This window comes from Catelliglobosispora koreensis DSM 44566 (assembly GCF_000379685.1).
In the GTDB taxonomy this organism is placed as follows: Bacteria; Actinomycetota; Actinomycetes; order Mycobacteriales; family Micromonosporaceae; genus Catelliglobosispora; species Catelliglobosispora koreensis.
This window is the reverse complement of sequence record NZ_KB903272.1, coordinates 72,105-86,927: the sequence shown is the minus strand read 5'-3', so window position 1 is coordinate 86,927 and position 14,823 is coordinate 72,105. Positions and strand designations below refer to the sequence as shown.

General features: G+C 64.3%; 14 protein-coding genes. 5 read left to right on the top strand and 9 right to left on the bottom strand.

All coding sequences use genetic code 11. The features are described from left to right. Positions 1 to 3 precede the first annotated feature (3 nt). Positions 4 to 588, top strand: a complete 585-nt coding sequence (locus tag A3E1_RS0123100) for an acyl-CoA-like ligand-binding transcription factor (protein ID WP_020523159.1) — start codon at positions 4 to 6, stop codon at positions 586 to 588. Here the strand turns inward: A3E1_RS0123100 and A3E1_RS0123095 are convergent. Beyond that, complete coding sequence (locus tag A3E1_RS0123095; RefSeq protein ID WP_020523158.1) at positions 550 to 1,056, bottom strand: hypothetical protein; 507 nt, start codon at positions 1,054 to 1,056, stop codon at positions 550 to 552. The genes A3E1_RS0123100 and A3E1_RS0123095 overlap by 39 nt on opposite strands. A 40-nt stretch (positions 1,057 to 1,096) precedes the next feature. Here A3E1_RS0123095 and A3E1_RS0123090 point away from each other — a divergent pair, with 40 nt between their 5' ends. Both A3E1_RS0123090 and A3E1_RS41630 read left to right on the top strand, forming a co-directional pair. Further along, positions 1,097 to 1,642 carry an EF-hand domain-containing protein gene (locus tag A3E1_RS0123090; RefSeq protein WP_020523157.1) on the top strand — a complete coding sequence of 182 codons (546 nt, stop codon included), beginning with the start codon at positions 1,097 to 1,099 and terminating at the stop codon, positions 1,640 to 1,642. Continuing rightward, on the top strand, positions 1,639 to 2,475 hold the full coding sequence (locus A3E1_RS41630; protein WP_020523156.1) for a terpene synthase family protein: 837 nt from the start codon (positions 1,639 to 1,641) through the stop codon (positions 2,473 to 2,475). Before A3E1_RS0123090 ends, A3E1_RS41630 begins: the two co-directional genes overlap by 4 nt. Here the strand turns inward: A3E1_RS41630 and A3E1_RS0123080 are convergent. Next, positions 2,463 to 3,416, bottom strand: a complete 954-nt coding sequence (locus A3E1_RS0123080; RefSeq protein ID WP_020523155.1) for an alpha/beta fold hydrolase — start codon at positions 3,414 to 3,416, stop codon at positions 2,463 to 2,465. The two genes, A3E1_RS41630 and A3E1_RS0123080, sit on opposite strands and share 13 nt — an antisense overlap. Positions 3,417 to 3,542: 126 nt before the next feature. On the opposite strand from A3E1_RS0123080, the gene A3E1_RS44995 reads away from it, so the two are divergent. Further along, on the top strand, positions 3,543 to 4,565 hold the full coding sequence (locus A3E1_RS44995) for a hypothetical protein (RefSeq protein ID WP_020523154.1): 1,023 nt from the start codon (positions 3,543 to 3,545) through the stop codon (positions 4,563 to 4,565). A 48-nt stretch (positions 4,566 to 4,613) separates the two neighbouring features. Further along, positions 4,614 to 5,273, top strand: coding sequence for an endonuclease NucS (nucS, locus tag A3E1_RS0123070; RefSeq protein ID WP_026208742.1), 660 nt, complete (start codon positions 4,614 to 4,616; stop codon positions 5,271 to 5,273). On the opposite strand, the gene A3E1_RS0123065 is transcribed toward nucS, so the two are convergent. The 7 genes from A3E1_RS0123065 to eccCa all read right to left on the bottom strand — a co-directional run bounded on the left by A3E1_RS0123065 (position 5,270) and on the right by eccCa (position 14,793). Then, positions 5,270 to 5,719, bottom strand: coding sequence for a hypothetical protein (locus tag A3E1_RS0123065; RefSeq protein ID WP_157631698.1), 450 nt, complete (start codon positions 5,717 to 5,719; stop codon positions 5,270 to 5,272). The two genes, nucS and A3E1_RS0123065, sit on opposite strands and share 4 nt — an antisense overlap. 780 nt (positions 5,720 to 6,499) lie before the next feature. After that, entirely contained in the window at positions 6,500 to 7,288 is a 789-nt protein-coding gene (locus A3E1_RS47350; protein ID WP_157631697.1) for a hypothetical protein, read from the bottom strand. A 2-nt stretch (positions 7,289 to 7,290) separates the two neighbouring features. Further along, positions 7,291 to 8,733 carry a hypothetical protein gene (locus tag A3E1_RS0123055; protein ID WP_026208741.1) on the bottom strand — a complete coding sequence of 481 codons (1,443 nt, stop codon included), beginning with the start codon at positions 8,731 to 8,733 and terminating at the stop codon, positions 7,291 to 7,293. A gap of 2 nt (positions 8,734 to 8,735) precedes the next feature. After that, positions 8,736 to 9,251, bottom strand: coding sequence for a hypothetical protein (locus A3E1_RS0123050; RefSeq protein ID WP_020523150.1), 516 nt, complete (start codon positions 9,249 to 9,251; stop codon positions 8,736 to 8,738). A gap of 13 nt (positions 9,252 to 9,264) precedes the next feature. Continuing rightward, entirely contained in the window at positions 9,265 to 10,452 is a 1,188-nt protein-coding gene (locus tag A3E1_RS0123045; protein ID WP_020523149.1) for a WXG100 family type VII secretion target, read from the bottom strand. Next, positions 10,449 to 10,802, bottom strand: a complete 354-nt coding sequence (locus A3E1_RS0123040; protein WP_020523148.1) for a hypothetical protein — start codon at positions 10,800 to 10,802, stop codon at positions 10,449 to 10,451. Before A3E1_RS0123040 ends, A3E1_RS0123045 begins: the two co-directional genes overlap by 4 nt. A gap of 40 nt (positions 10,803 to 10,842) precedes the next feature. Next, positions 10,843 to 14,793: a type VII secretion protein EccCa gene (gene eccCa, locus A3E1_RS0123035; RefSeq protein WP_020523147.1), complete on the bottom strand. Its 3,951-nt coding sequence runs from the start codon at positions 14,791 to 14,793 to the stop codon at positions 10,843 to 10,845. Positions 14,794 to 14,823 lie beyond the last annotated feature (30 nt).

Sequence of the window (14,823 nt, the reverse complement as noted above, 5' to 3'; positions counted from 1 at the left end):
CACGTGGGTTTACGGGAGCGGAAGAAGGCCAAGACGCGGCGCCTCATCCAGCAGGAGGCGTTCCGGCTGTTCGCCCTGCGTGGATATGACGCGACGACGATCGATCAGATCGCCGAAGCGGCCGAGATCTCGCCGAGCACCTTCTTCCGCTACTTCCCCACCAAGGAAGACGTCGTCATCGACGATGACTACGACCCGCTGCTCATGGAAACGTTCATCGCCCAGCCGCGCTCGCTGTCAGCGGTGGCGGCTTTGCGGCGCGGCATGCGTGAGGCGTTCAGCAAGATCTATGAGACCGATCACGGCGAACTGCTTCAGCGCACCAAACTTCAGCTTGAACACCCCGCATTGCGTACGCGGATGATGTCGAATCAGCGCAACACCACCGTGAGACTGGCCGAAGCGGTCGCCGAGCGATACGGCCTGCAACCCAGTGACCTTGCGGCACAAGTGTTCGCCAGCGCGGTCGTGGGCGCGATGTGGCCGGCCCTGGAGCGCTGGGTCGCCAGTGACGGCAAGGCTGACTTGCCCGACCTGCTCGACGATTGCCTAGCCGTGGTCGAGTCCGGCTTTCCCCTCGGCGCGTGACGGCGTCATCGCCACCACCCAGGCCGCTTGCACGCCAAGGAACACCAGCAACGACAACAGGATCGCCTCGGCCTGCAGCCCGGAAAGCGATAGCGGCCGGGCGATGCGCGGGAACAGCGCGACGATAGTTACGAGCACATAAGCCGCCGTCGCCAGGTAACGCAGAATGTTGCCCAGGATCGGGGCATCAAGATGCTTCAGGATCGCGGAGGACAGCAGGAACGTGCCTATCGCGCCAGCGATTCCGGCCACCGCGAACGAGATTCGCCACAGGAACGGCGTTTCCGGTGAAATCTGCGAGAGCAGTGACACGGTGCCGGGGATAACAAAACCGAGACTCACGAGGTACGCCGTGCGCCTTCCAGCCGTGTCGCGAAGTTCCTTGCGCTCGCGCGCGGCGACCCACCACAACCCCAGCAGCGTGAAGTTGATGCCTGATATCACCGAGTAGAAAGCACTTAGGTCCATTTCGTCACCAGCCTAAGTCCTCGCGTGATACCTAAGTGTCATGACCACGGAATTGCAGATCCAGAAGCTCGACAAGGCCTTCGACCAGCTCGACGTCAGCAGCAACGGGGAACTCGACCGCGACGATCTGATCGCGCTGGGCTCCCGGCTCATCCTGGGCTTCGGACAGTCCCCGACTTCGGCCAAGGGCAAGGAAATCCTCGACGGCTACGACCTGTTCTGGCAGGAGCTAGCCCGCACGGCTGACGCTGACGGCAGCGGTTCTCTCTCCCCGGCTGAGTTCCGCGAGGCGATGATCGCGGCATACATCGAGGGCAGCCGGTTCGACACGACGTTCCTGCCGTTGGCACAGTCCGTCGCGAAACTGTCTGACACCAACGGCGACGGTCAGATCGGACGGCCCGAGTTCGGCACGCTGCAATCCGCCTTCGGCACGCCGTCACCTGACATCGACGCCGCGTTCGCGGCGCTGGACCGCTCGGGCAGCGGTCAGATCAGCGTGGACGATCTGGTGCACGCCGCCCGTGAGTACTACACGAGCCCCGACCCGCAAGCTCCGGGCAACCTGCTCTTCGGCCCGCTGTGATCCTCGAAGACATCGAAGGACTGGACGCACCAAGCCGGCGTAAGGATGGTCCCTTCACCGGCTTCGGTGCGCTCGCGGCGCGCGCCTTCGCCGAATCTGACGTCGCGACCGTAAACCTTTTCGCCCGCTGGGTTTCCTGGCTGGCCGCCTTCGACGACCTGCGCGATGACACGGGACTCGGCACCAGCCCGGTCGCGCTTTCCGCCATGTACAAGGAACTTCTGTCCACTGTGGATGGACAGTCCCGGCACCCACGCTTCGGCCCGCTGTGGCGCGCGACGGCGTCGCGGTGCGGTCCGGCTTGGCGGCAGCGGTTCCGCCGCGACCTCCTGCTGCACTGGCACGGGAGTCTGCATGAGGCCGCCAACCGCCGCTCGGGCCGCATCCCGGCCCCGCAAGAGTTTGTCCAGCTGCGCCGGATCACCAACGGGGCCATCGTCTTTTTGCTGTTCGAGCCGATGCTGCGGATCGAGGTGCCGCCCGCGGTAGCCGAATCCCGGCCGTGGCGATCGCTGGTCCAGGCTGCCAATGACGTCACCGCCTGGTGTAACGATCTCGCCTCCGCCTACCGCGAAGAGCGGCACAACTACGTCCATGTCTTGACTCATCACCTTCGGTGTTCCGTAGCCGAGGCCGAAGCCCAAGTGCGGCAACGGATCGCCAGCCGGATGGCCGACCTGCACGCGGCGGCCCGTGTCTTGCCTGAGGAATTCGAGCGCCAGAACCTTGACCGCGCCACATCTTGCGCTCTCAGCCGCGTCGCCGTGACCTATCTCGGCGCACCGCGCGGCCATCTCGAGTGGCTGCACGAGTCACCGCGTTACACGGCGTAAGGCAGCACGCGGGTGACAAGCTCGTGGTGGAAACGATCGGGTTGAGTGAACGCCGCGAAGTGGCTGGCACTCTCGATGAGAGCGATTTCCTTATGCGGCGCTTCGATTTTCGCGAAGTATTCCTCCGCGAGACTCGTCATCGTCAGCACATCGCTGGCACCCTGGAGCAGGAACACCGGCACGTCGAAGGTCATGCCGAGGTCATAAGCGTTGTAGGACATGTATTCCGCGAACATCTCCTTCTGCGTCGCCATGAAGCCTGCCAGCAGATGCCACTTGTCGCGCAGGCTATAGCGGCCGCCTGACCGGAACACCAGCGGGAACAACAGTTTGGTGACCGCGTTAGGGGTGACCGGGTCGGTCTTCATCGTCCAGTTCATCTTCACTTGCCACGCCTTGAGATCCCATGTGGACGGTTCCGGGCCGATCTTCTCCAGCGCGGCAACGGCTTTCTGGTCACCGGCTTCGCGGACTCGGTCGAGCGCGCCTTCGTACCCCCGGAGTTCATTTTCTCTCATGTCGGTATACATGTCCGTGAGCACCAAGGACGAGAACAGGTCTGGCCGCCGCTTGACCAAGGGCAATCCCAGGAGGGTACCCATGGAGCCCGCCAGCAACACGAGCCGTTCCTTGCCCAGATAGTCGCGCAGATACTCAGAAACCTCGATCGCGTCGAGCGTCAGCTGAGCGTAGGTGTTGAGCCCCATGCCTGCCGCACCGCTGCGCGACCGGGTCTTGCCCACACCCCGGCGGTCCCAGTGCACGACCGTGAAGTCCTTCTCCCAAGCCGTGATCAGCGGTGTGAACACGGCATAAGGCGATCCGGGGCCGCCGTGCAGCACGAACAGAACGGGGTTGGCGCGGTTCTCGCCGCGGATCTGGATCCACTGCTCGATGCCACCGATGGTGATGTAGCGCTGCTCTTCAATCTTCTGCGTCATGCTCGAAACTATACACATGTATTAGACGCTTGTACAAGACGCTTGTACAAATCTGTGGGCGCCGGGATTTGCCGTGCCCTGATAGCCTCGCCCCCGCAACCCCTCTCACCTCTATGGAGTCTCGCGATGTCGGACCTGCCGCCCACGTCGGAATACCCGCAATATCAACCTCCGCAGCCACCGTCGAACGACCCGACACAGGTGGTTCCGCCGCAGGCCCCGACCTATCCCCCGCAGCCCGCCCAGCCGCCTTACGGCCAGCAGCCTTCTTACGGCCAGGCCCCTCAGCCGCCTTACGGCCAGCAGCCGCAGCAGCCGCACGGCCAGCAGCCTGGATATCCCCCGCAGCCCGGTCAGCAGGCTTCTTACGGCCAGCAGCCCGGTCAGCCGCAGCAACCGGGATATGCGCCCGGCCAGGCCACGCCGGGCTACCCGCAGGCACCGGGGCAGGACCCGACATTCGCTTACGGACAGCCTGGTTACCTTCAGCAAGCGCCGGCGAAGAAGTCGCGCAAGTCGCTGTGGATCACCCTGGGCATCGTTGGCGTTCTGCTCTTTTGCCTCTGCGGAGGCGGCATCGCGGCGGCGATCTACTACGCCAAGCCGGAAGCTTTGAACACCCTGGACCCGACGCCGACGCCGTCGAAGAGCAACAGCGCCCCGACGAAGTCGCCAACAGCGAAGGCCTCCAAGGTCACACTGTCCACTCCGGACACGATCGGCAACCGCAAGAAGAGCACCGACCCGTCGATGACCGGTGCGATGGAAGGCATGAAGTCCAACTTCCAGGGACTGTCTGACCTCGGCGAGCCGGTAGCGGCCGTTTACAGCACCTCGGGCAGCAAAGACATGATGATGGTCGTCGCTTTCCCGCAGGAAGACGCGTTCGACTCAAAGATCGTGCTGGACGGCATGTTCAAGGGCATGGAGGGCAGCGGCGGCACGATGTCCAACAAGATCACCGTTGAGCCCGGAAAGCTCGGCGGCTCAGAACAATGCGCCGACTTCGACATTCAGTCGATGCAAATCGCCGTCTGCGCCTGGGCTGACGATGTCTCTATGGGCATGGTCATGTGGTACTTCACCACGGTCAGCAAGGTGAAAGGCGAGTTCGTCACCATTCGCGAGGCCGTTGAGTCCAAGCCCTGACGCGGGGCGCTGCACCAAACCGCACCCGGCTGCCGGTAGGCTGCCCGGGTGCGTTTGGTTATAGCCCGGTGTTCGGTTGACTACGTTGGACGGTTGGCGGCACATTTGCCCGTCGCGACAAGGCTCATCATGGTCAAGGCCGACGGCAGTGTGTCCATTCACGCCGACGACCGGGCTTACAAGCCGCTGAACTGGATGAGCCCGCCGTGCCGCCTGTCGGAATCACCAGGCGTGTGGCGGGTCGTCAACAAAGCCGGGGAAGAACTGCGGATCACCCTTGAGGAGATCTTCCAAGACACGTCGTACGAGTTGGGCATCGACCCTGGCCTGCAAAAAGATGGTGTCGAGGCTCATTTGCAGGAACTGCTAGCCGCGGCGCCGCAGACGTTTGGCGACGGCTTCACGTTGGTACGCCGTGAGTACATGACCGCCATCGGGCCGGTCGACCTGCTTTGCCGTGATAGCGCCGGTGCTCACGTCGCCGTCGAAGTCAAACGCCGTGGCGAGATCGACGGTGTGGAACAGCTAACCCGGTACCTCGAATTGATGAACCGTGACCCATTGCTGGCACCGGTCGCTGGCATCTTCGCCGCTCAGGAAATCAAGCCACAAGCCCGTGTGCTGGCCGAAGATCGCGGCATCCGCTGCGTTGTCGTCAACTACGACACCCTGCGCGGCATCGAGCGTGACGAGCTAACGCTTTTCTAGCAAGGGTTCGTTAGCGTTCCGCCGTCGAACGCGATCGACTGACCGTCGACAATCGCTTCAGCACGCCATCGTGTTGAGGCACTGTCCAAAACGAACTCTTTACCTTTGTCAGGCGCCCATACCGGCGGCACCTCGCCTTCGTAAACGCCATCTTTAGCGGTGAGCACGTAGGCGTAGGCGTTGCCGCCCGATGACGCCACGTGCATGGCCTTCAGTTCCGAAACCGTTCCGCCGAAGGCTTGAATCCGCACCCGAATCGACCAAACTCTCCCCTCACGACAAAACGGCACCGCTGTCGCGGACAGATAAAGGCCCGTGGGCTGTGGACTCACCGTCGGCGTGGCCGCCGTGTTGTTCCGCGTGGGCCGGGTAGCAACAACCGCGACAACGGTTCCTATCGCGGCGAGCACTACCACACCAAGTGCCCAAAGCTTTCCCCTCCTCATGACCCTCGCACCTCGCGTTACCTCTGCTGCCACCTCTCGCCCACGCCCCGCTTCCCGGCCAGCGGCTACCCCCCATCCAAGGTTTACTTGCCGCCCATGCGCCGCTCCCTTACCAGGGGCCGCTTGCCGACCAGGGTTTGCCTGCTGTCCGGCACTTCCGCCCGCCGGCCTTTTCGCCGCAACCACTTCCATGGCCGCGTGTGCGCTCTTGGTCGTTTCCTTGGCCGCATGTTTCGGCTGAGCGACCGGCTCGGTTGCCTTCGGGGCGGCATTTACCTTTCCTGGCGGCGCCTTCACGGCGGCGATGAACTCGCCGGGCTGAGCTGTGGACGCAGCTGGCTCGCCACGCGCAGCGACTCGTTCAGCCGATTGCGTGCTGGGCAGGACCGGTTCACTAGGCACCACGTTATGCGGCGGCTGAGTGCTGGGCAGGGCCGGTTTACTCGGCGGCACGTTGTGCGGCACAGGTTGCGACGGCTGGGTAAGGGGCCGGACGGGTTCGGCTGAGGCGAGCGGGACGGTTGGCGACGAGGGCGCGCTGGGGTTTTGGGGTTGTGCTAGGGGTTCTCGGACGGCAGATCGCTTGGTGCGCCATCTCTTCACGGTCTGGATTAGGCCCGAGTGCGGCGGCGCTGGAGCCGGGGTTGGTGGCTCGGAACGGCGCGGCTGAGGTGTTTCGAGTTTGACGAGGAGGGCACCGCAGCCTGGGTTCAGGCAATACGGTGCCCCCTCGGTGTCTTGTTCGCCGCACTCCGGGCACACGATCTGCATTGGACTGTCTTAGCAGTTGTAGTGGGTAGTTCTGTAGCCGCTATCAAGCGTTGTCCCATTTGCCAGGCGGACAACCACTTTCCAGCGCACCGAGGACGCGCCAGGCGGGACAGACAGGAAAGGGTCGCCGTCGAACGTCGGCGCGAAGATCGGGCCGAAGCTCGATCCACTGCCGGAGCCCGATACAGAACCCGACGGCGTAAAGCTTCCGACCGCGTCGTGGTAAACGGTGACGCTCGAAATGCTCGACGACGTGTTCGACACCGATCCTGTCACGCGCAAACCCCACGCCGGATCACTCAAGCCGTTGTTCGGTGGGCAATCCGGCGTCCCGCTAGCGGAAAGTGCTGGCGCGGGTGGCGGCGGTGGACCGGCTGTCGTTGGCACGGGTTTGGGCGTGGTGGGCTTTGGACCTGGTGCCCCGCCACCGCCCCCGGTCGCTGGCGGGGTAGTAACAGCTTCCGTTGGACTCGGAATCGCATCCGGCGTGGGCGATGTGCTCGGTGACGACACCACCTCGTATGTCCACTTTGGATTCTTGGCAGCCTGCTCCTGTCTCGCGGGATCCTTTCCGCTGCCACTCCCAGCGATCCACACCACAGCGGCGACCGCGACAAGAGCGGCGACCGTCACGATGGGAAGCACAAGACGGCCGCCGGAACGAACCGCGCTCACCGGCTGTTCCGGCGCCGTCTCCTTAGGAGCGAGAGCGATAGCGAGCGCCGCGCCGCAATCCGGGTTGCCGCAATAGGACAGTCCCGGTTCGTTTGCCTCGCCGCACGACGAACAGCTCACCATGCTCACACCCCGTATCTGTATTCGCGCTTGGTTTCTTGCTCCTGCTGCTCTTCGGGCACGGGCTCGTAACCGGTTAGCTGCTCTTCAGCCTGCCGTGGAGGCGCCGACTTCTTCCGGTCGACGGGACGCCCGGAAAGCGTTCTGCCGCCACCGACCGGCTCGTCGCCCACGATCCGCGGGCCACTCAGCGTGATGGGGCGGCGCGGTCTGGCTTGCCGTCCCCCTACACCGCCAGCCCCACCGGCTCCCGCGCCTCCTGGCGGAAACACGGGCGGCATCCCACCCTGGGCGGCGGCGGCATTGGCAGCCGAGGGCCGTCCAGTGAGGACGTTGCTGCCTTCGGCCATCTTCCCGGTGAGCCCTTGCGGCCCCGATCCGGGACCGCCTGGGCCATTGGCACCGTTGATGCCTCCGGGCCCGCCAACGCCTCCCGGGTACCTGCCGGGAATCCCGCCCGGATAGCCCGGGTATCCCGGCAGTCCCGTTCCCGGCACACCCGGATAACCAGGTGTGCCCGGGCCCGGAAAGACAGGCGGTGGAGGGATCACCGGTGGCACCGGGGGTGGTGGAACCGTCCCCCCGGGCGGTGGTTGAACACCCGGCGGAGGTTGCGTTCCCGGCGGTGGCTGTGTCCCAGGCGGCGGATCCTTCTTCGGCGGCGGTGGCGGGTCGTCCTTCTTGGGGGGCGGGTCCTTCTTCTTCGGCGGTGGGTCTTTCTTCTTCGGAGGCTTCTTTATCTCAGGCTTCTTGACCGGCGGAGGCCCACCGCCAGGCGGCCCGCCACCGGGACCCGTTGGCCCCGTGGGCTTGACCTCCTTCGGCGCTTTGTAGTCGAGTAACCCGCGATAGAACTTGGGCTTGTCATCCCAAGTCGACATCGCCGCTATCTGGCCGCCATTGTCGTAGGCGACTTGCTTCGCGTGCTTATCGAAGGCGTCATTTACCTGTCCTACGCTCCGGAATGAATAGGTAGTGCCACCCAGCTCAAACCGGTACACATCTGAGAAGTTGAGAACACCGCCAGTGACCCGGTCGCCCAGGCCGCCCCACACATCGTCGGCCCAGAACTCCCGTTTGCGCATGTACCCGTTGATCTCGTCCCGGCTGTCCTTCATCCACTGCAGATACTTGAGCAAATGTTCTACGGTGCTTGCGGTCCAGACCATGTCAGAGCTACGCGACTCCATCGCGTTGTACCAGTTGACCATTGAGGGCAACGCCAGATTCCGCGCGCTATCGAGCAGCGTCTTGGCGGATTTGCCTTTCCAGTGCTTGCTGACCTTTTCCACGTCGCCGAAGAACTCGTCCCAGTGCGCGTGGATCACTCGGCGCGTGGCGTCCCAGCGGGGCACCATTTCCCGCAGCAGCTTTATCGAGGGCTCAGCCTTTTTCACCGCGTCGTAGATCTCGTCAAGCCCCTTGAGGTCGCCGAGCTTTCCCGGCATGACTACTGATCCTTCGGGCGGTAGGACTTCGTTACCTGTGAACCACCATAGATGTTGTCAACAACAGTGCTGAGGTCCACCTTGTCGATTTCACGGGCGCTGTGCTGGTCATTGGAGTCGTAGCGCTGAAAGGCGTCAAGGGCAGCGTTGCCGTAGGCCGCCAGCCCCTTTCCCATATCTACGGTGAACTCCTTGAGAGACTTCACATCACCGCCGAGATTCTTCGTGAACGTCGCCAACTCAGGAAAGGCTGAGGCGACGGTGCCGGCCTCGCTTGCCAGCAACTCCAGACCACCCTTGCCCTCGGTCTCGTCGTTGAGGTCTGAAAATGGCTTTCCGGCGCGCTTGGTGAAGTCGCCGCCAGACTTGACGTTGTTGGCGCCAAAGGCGTGCAGCTCTTTGAGATCTACGTCGAGATCCAGCGTGCTCAGCCCTGCCGCCGACTTCCTTAGGTCCTTTTTGGACACATCTTTGACGTCGGGGTCCCCCGCGGACGGATTTGGTCCGGGCTCGACCATGGTGCCTCTCCCCTCAGGCGCTTTGAACTCGGTTCGGTGTCGCTTCTTCGGTTGCTGTATCGGTTTCACGTGGTGGCGCGGTCTTGTGTGGGTCCGCTGGGCGACCAGTCATGGCCGGAGGGCCAGCTTCCGCCGGAGCCGCTGGCGCTGCCGTGGGCAGGTATCCCACCTTCTGACGGCGACGACGCCGGCGGCCCGCGACGTTGGCCATGGGGCCGGGCGGGACGACGGGTGGCGTGGCCATCGCGGGAGAACCTGTGGTGGCAGCACGCATCGCGCCATCGAGACCGGAGCCTGCCATCAGCCTGCCGAACAGTCCGTTCGCGACATAGCCGTTGAGCGGTCCGCCGCGTAACTTGCTGAGCAAGCCCGGTGAACGGGCCGCCGCTGGTTCGGCCGCGGCGGTCGCGCCACGTAACCCGACCGGAATCAACGGCGGAACGTAAGGCGGAATCAGCGGTCCAGGACCGCTTACCGGCGGCGTGCCAACGGGAAGGCCACCGCCAAACGGGCCGTCGAACCCATCGTCAGGCGAGGGCCCACCTCCGTCTTGGAACGGAATCTCCGCCTGTGTGTCAGGGTCGCCCTTAGGACCATCAACGAGCTGCGGCCCCGTATCGCGGTCGTTCGCACGAGGAGCCGGGCCGTGGGGTTCCACGAATCCACCTGGGCCGGTCTTGGGCGCCAGCCCGTGCAGCCCAGAGTAGGGCGCGGGGTTCTGCCACGGCGTCAGTTCCTTTATCCGGGCGCCGATCTCCGAACCGACAGCACGCGCCAGCAAGTCATAGCGCGCTTGGATCCGCAGGACCAGTGCGGCGTTATCTGCAGCCGCCTTGATCTCCGCGTCACGAGCGGTTTTCAGCTGATCCATTTTCGTCTGCGAACGCGTGACATCGGCAGACACCTGCAGCAGCGAGCCAGCGCGTCCCCACGCACCACTCGAACCTCGGTCAGCGGCATACATCCACTCGCGCATGCTCTTGACCGACTTCACCATCGCCTTCTGAAACGTTGAAGCGGCGGCAGGGCTCGTCCAATGTGGACGAAGCTTCTCTGTCGCGTCTTCGAGCTTCTCGGCGTACCCCCTGATGAGGTCGGAGGCAGTTTCCCACCGTGAACCCAGCGCCGAAATGGCGGCAGCGTCCACCGATTTGATGATGGTGTAAATGTCGTCGAACTTAAGGCTTCCCCAGGCGGTCATGGCATCTTCGTGTGCAAGTCGATCATCTTGGTGAGGCTCGCCTCAAGCTCATCGGAACTTGAGCTATCAGCTCCGCCATACAAGCGGTGACTCTCTCGTGCCACGACACCATGGGATTGAATAGCTTCACCCATGTCGTCGGTAAAAGCACCGAGCTGTCCCGCGTCTTGCGCCGTGCCTGCCTTCAACGCCGCTAGTTCGGTAAAGCGCGGATCGGCTGCTATCGCCTTCGCCGCTGTTTTGAGTGCGCGTGTTTGACCGTCAGCTTGGCGATCAAACGTCTGTCCAGCTTGGACCATCTCATCGCCATAGTCCTTGAGATGCTGGAGTTTGACGTCCCACTCAGCCATCAGCTACCTATAACCCTCCCCCTGCCTAGCAGTCACCAGGTTAGATGCTTCCGGGCTCGTTTTCCAGCCATCCAAACTGGACCAGCCTCAACCCTTCCTTTCGCGTCTGCAGCCAAGCCCGCCCAGCAGGAAGAGGACCAGACCGCACGCCGGACACGAGCTGCCCTTCGTTGCGGTCAGCCGACATGATGGCCGCCGGTGATCCCAACTCCCGCAGCCGCGCCAGGGCCGGATCGTAGAAGGATCTGCTGGCGCCACCGCTTCGGCGGGCGATGATGAGATGCAGGCCGATCTCGCGTGCCTGCGGCAGAAGCTCGGCGAGCAGCGCGACCGGATTGCGGTCACCGGCAACGAGATCGTAGTCATCGACGATGACGAACACGTCGGGACCTTTCCACCAGTCCCGTTTGCGCAGCTGTTCCGGCGTGATGTCGGGACCGGGCACGCGCTCGTTCATGGCCGTGACCACATCACGAACGAACTCGGTCGCCTGTGCCGCTGAGGTCGCGTAGCCCAGCAGGTGGTCCTGTGGCAGCAGACCGAGGTTGGCCCTGCGGTAATCAAGGAAGAAGAACCTTGCCTCAGCCGGAGTGAACCGGGCCGCGAGCCCATTGGCCAGTGTGCGGAGGAAGGCTGACTTCCCCGATTCGACATCGCCGAAGAGGTACAGGTGTGGATCGGTGAAGAAGTCGAGGCTGACTGGGCTGAGATCGTGCTCAGCGATCGCGACCGCCGGGCCAGGCTGCGTACGCAGTTGTGGCAGCAGTTCAAACGGAACCATCGGGGGCAGCAGCCGGACCTTCGGCGCCGCCTTGCCTGGCCACGCCGCGCTGATCTGTTTAATCAGGACGGTCAGCGCCTCGGGCAAGTCATCGAGACCGTTACTTTGGTCCATGCGCGGAAGCGCCGCCAGGAACTGGTACCGGTCTGGCGTAATGCCCCGCCCCGGCGCGCTTTGCGGCACATTGGCGGCGGACCGCCGGTCGATCGCCGAGTCTGAGGGATCGCCCAGGCGCAGCTCCAGCCTTGACGCGATGGCGTCTCGCAGCGATCCGCGCACCTCGGGCCAGCGGGCGGCGGTTAGCAGCAGGTGGATGCCGTAGGAAAGGCCACGCATAGCCAAAATCGTGATGCGTTCTTCGAGGTCTTCGAACTCTGAGCGGATCGTGGCCCAGCCGTCGATCACGAGGAACACGTCGCCGAAACGGTCGCCCGGGAGCTGACCTGCCGCCCGGATCCGCCGGAACGTCGCCATCCCGTCGATGCCAAGCTCCACAAAGGACTGTTCGCGCTGATGAAGCAGGCCTTCAAGTTCAGCGATCGTGCGCCGCACCTCGTTGACATCCCGCCGTGACGCGATGCCACCGAAGTGGGGCAGCTCTCGTAGCGAAGACAACGCTCCACCACCGAAATCCAGTCCGTAGAACTGCACTTCATCAGGGCTATGTGCCAAAGCCAGAGACATCACGAGGGTACGCAGTAACGAGCTCTTCCCCGACTGAGGCGCCCCCACGGCCACTAGATGCCCCGCCGCCCCGGACAGGTCAACACCGAGCAGATCACGCCGTTGCTCAAACGGCTTGTCCACGATGCCAGCGACCGCTTTCAGTCCACCGCCCGCGCGCGGCCACGGCCCGACACCCATGATTTCCCCCAGGGCGGGCGCTGACCCGAGCGGGGGAAGCCAAACCCGGTGCGCGGGCGTCCCGTGCCCTGTGAGCCGCGACGTCAGGATGTCGAGCAGCGTGTCGCCGTCGACTTCGGTGTCGTCCATGGGATCTGCCGCGGCTGGCTCCGCGGCGTTGGCCGGGCCAGCCACATAGGTGGAGCTGTATTCGTAGATGACGTCACCGACCGACGTTGACGTCAGCTCCTCGGGCCTGCGGTAGGCACCGGAAACGTAGGCGGCCCGGAACCGTTCCAGCGGCTCGGTGCCGAACTTGAGGAAGCCGTGCCCAGGGGCGCGAGGCAACTCGTAAGCGTCGGTCACACCGAGCACGGAGCGGCTTTCCATGGGGGAGAACGTCCGCAAGCCAATGCGGTACGACAAGTGGGTGTCCAGACCACGGAGACGGCCCTCCTCCAGGCGCTGGCTGGCGAGCAACAGGTGCACACCAAGCGACCGGCCTAGCCGTCCAATCTGGACGAACATGTCGATGAAGTCGGGCTTGGCGGACAAGAGCTCACTGAACTCGTCACACACCACGAGCAGGGTCGGCAGCGGGTCAAGCGGCACACCGGACGCTCGTGCGCGCTCATAGTCGCGCTGCGACACGAAATTGCCCGCCGCCCGCAGCAACTCCTGGCGCCGCACTAGCTCGCCGTTGATGGCATCGGTCATGCGGTCGACCAACGGCAGCTCGTCAGCGAGGTTCGTGATCACGGCACTGGTGTGCGGGAGGCGGTCCAGCTTGACGAACGTCGCCCCACCTTTGAAGTCCACGAGCACGAAGTTGAGTACCTCGGGCGAGTTCGTGATCGCCAGCGAGAGCACAAGCGTGCGCAGGAGTTCTGACTTGCCCGAGCCGGTGGCACCAATGAGCAGACCGTGCGGGCCCATCCCGTCCTGTGCCGACTCCTTGATGTCCAGCTCGACCCGCGCCCCGTCAGCACCCACGCCGATCGGCACCCGCAGCCGCTCGCGGTTGGGCCGCGGCTGCCAGCCGATGGCCGGGTTGAGCTGCTCAGGATCGCCGAGTTGCAACAGGTCGGCCAGCCCGTGCTCGGAGTTCATGGCGCGATCGTCGCTGCCCCCGCCGCTGGCTAGCCGCAACGGGGAAAGCTGAAGCGCGAGCGCCTCGGCGGCGACTAGCCCAAGGCTGTCAGCTTTGCCGAGCTTCTGCGTGCCGCTATAGCTCGTGGCGGTGAGTTCACCGGACTGTCCAATGTCGAGCACGACGGTGGCCCGGTCCAAGTTGCGGGGTGGGTCGCCGTCGAGGTCGATGACGGTCACGCCTTCGACGCCACCGTCGACGAGCAGATGGTCGGAGCCGGCCCGGTCCGCCCCGTCGACGATGACGACAAGGTGCGCACCGTCAAACGATGTCTCCGAAGCGGAGGGATCGAACCGTGGCCGGGCAGCCAAGATGTCGTCAGTAATCGCTTCCAGCGCCACGACACTGGGCGTGATCAGACGCACCGGTCCGAGGGCGTCCACATTAGACGGATGCAGCGCGTGCGGCAGCCACTTGAGATATTCCCACTGCACCCGGGCTTTCGGCCCAGCGCACGCGGCGACCATGATGTCGTCGGGCGCATGCCAGACGGCCGATTGTGCGACTATCGCGCGCGCGAGGGCACGGGTCTGTCGGATGTCCCCGCGCAGGTAGATCCTTGCGAAACCGTTGAGGGCCAAGATGACCGGCAGGTCAGGCACGTGGCGGTAGGCCTCGATGAAGCGGCGCAGTGCCATCGCGCTCACGGGCTCGGCCTTCTCCATCGGCAGCGGCGGTGGCACGGTTAGCGTGGCCGCGAGCTCCCGTGGGCCCAGGCCAAGGCGAATCTGGCCGAAGTCAGCATCGTTGAACCGGCGCTCCCACAGGCGCACTCCGTCGACCATGGACCAAAGCGAGTCTGGATCGGGGTGGGCGTAGTATTCCGCGGCCCGTTGCTTGCGCATGGTCGCCCGCACTTCACGCCGCTGCTGGGCCAGATCGAAGAGGTATTCGCGGCGGCCCGCCTGCATCTCTTGTTTGCTGGCACCACTGCCGGCCGTCGTGAACTGAACCGCGATGATGCCCACCATCGAAATGCCTAGCAGCACACCGGTTATCCAGCGAAACGACGTGCCCGCGGAACCGCCGCCGCCCACTCCCGCGAAAATGAGGCCCATCGCGGCCATCCCGGCGACCATCGGAATGACCAACATGAACTGAGCCCACGATCGGCCGCCTGGCGCGGGAATTTCTGGCGAGGGCTCAAGGACTGTCTCGCCTTGTGGATAAGGCGGGGCGAGCCGCCGTGGCGGTCGTTTCCGGATAGTCGTGGCCATGCGAACAACGTCCTCCCCGCGATAGCATGC

Excerpts from the sequence above, each read along its gene's own strand:
- A3E1_RS0123095 (WP_020523158.1), bottom strand. The coding sequence starts at position 1,056 with ATGGACCTAAGTGCTTTCTACTCGGTGATATCAGGCATCAACTTCACG.
- A3E1_RS0123090 (WP_020523157.1), top strand. The coding sequence starts at position 1,097 with ATGACCACGGAATTGCAGATCCAGAAGCTCGACAAGGCCTTCGACCAG.
- A3E1_RS0123080 (WP_020523155.1), bottom strand. The coding sequence starts at position 3,416 with ATGACGCAGAAGATTGAAGAGCAGCGCTACATCACCATCGGTGGCATC.
- A3E1_RS44995 (WP_020523154.1), top strand. The coding sequence starts at position 3,543 with ATGTCGGACCTGCCGCCCACGTCGGAATACCCGCAATATCAACCTCCG.
- A3E1_RS0123065 (WP_157631698.1), bottom strand. The coding sequence starts at position 5,719 with ATGAGGAGGGGAAAGCTTTGGGCACTTGGTGTGGTAGTGCTCGCCGCG.
- A3E1_RS47350 (WP_157631697.1), bottom strand. The coding sequence starts at position 7,288 with ATGGTGAGCTGTTCGTCGTGCGGCGAGGCAAACGAACCGGGACTGTCC.
- A3E1_RS0123055 (WP_026208741.1), bottom strand. The coding sequence starts at position 8,733 with ATGCCGGGAAAGCTCGGCGACCTCAAGGGGCTTGACGAGATCTACGAC.
- A3E1_RS0123050 (WP_020523150.1), bottom strand. The coding sequence starts at position 9,251 with ATGGTCGAGCCCGGACCAAATCCGTCCGCGGGGGACCCCGACGTCAAA.
- A3E1_RS0123045 (WP_020523149.1), bottom strand. The coding sequence starts at position 10,452 with ATGACCGCCTGGGGAAGCCTTAAGTTCGACGACATTTACACCATCATC.
- A3E1_RS0123040 (WP_020523148.1), bottom strand. The coding sequence starts at position 10,802 with ATGGCTGAGTGGGACGTCAAACTCCAGCATCTCAAGGACTATGGCGAT.
- eccCa (WP_020523147.1), bottom strand. The coding sequence starts at position 14,793 with ATGGCCACGACTATCCGGAAACGACCGCCACGGCGGCTCGCCCCGCCT.